Annotated in this window: 1 protein-coding gene; it reads right to left on the bottom strand. The window is 41.2% G+C overall.

What is annotated here, in order from left to right; genetic code table 11:
• A partial coding sequence (locus QE109_RS17630; RefSeq protein WP_281095850.1) for an oligopeptide/dipeptide ABC transporter ATP-binding protein occupies positions 1-493 on the bottom strand: 493 nt, incomplete at both ends.

Below are 493 nucleotides of genomic sequence, written 5' to 3'. Positions count from 1 at the left end.
CATATGGACATCTTGTATGGAACTTACATCCTGCCGGTGTGTTTACGTTACTTGGAATCTCTCCAATAATCGCTTCCATCTTTCTGATCTTTGTTGGATCAGCGATTGGTATAGCTGCAAGAAGTGCTCTTGTATACGGATGCATCGGCGATGCATACAAGTCGTTTTTATCTGCGAGTTCAACAAGGGAACCGAGGTACATAACACCAATTCTATCACTGATGTGTTTTACAACACTAAGGTCATGTGAAATAAATAGGTAAGATAAACCCATCTTCTCTTGCAAGTCCATCATCAAGTTAAGCACTTGTGATTGGATCGATACGTCAAGTGCCGATACTGGCTCATCACATACTACGAACTCTGGATTAAGTGCAAGTGCTCTTGCAATACCGATTCTTTGTCTCTGTCCACCTGAGAACTGATGTGGGTATCTGTTGATATGATACGCCGAAAGTCCACACATTTCAATGATTTCTGTAACTTTTTCTGT

This window comes from Fusibacter bizertensis (assembly GCF_029914245.1).
GTDB classification, from domain to species: domain Bacteria; phylum Bacillota; class Clostridia; order Peptostreptococcales; family Acidaminobacteraceae; genus Fusibacter_C; species Fusibacter_C bizertensis.
The sequence above is the reverse complement of the archived record's forward strand: the minus strand, read 5'-3'. Positions and strand labels throughout refer to the sequence as shown.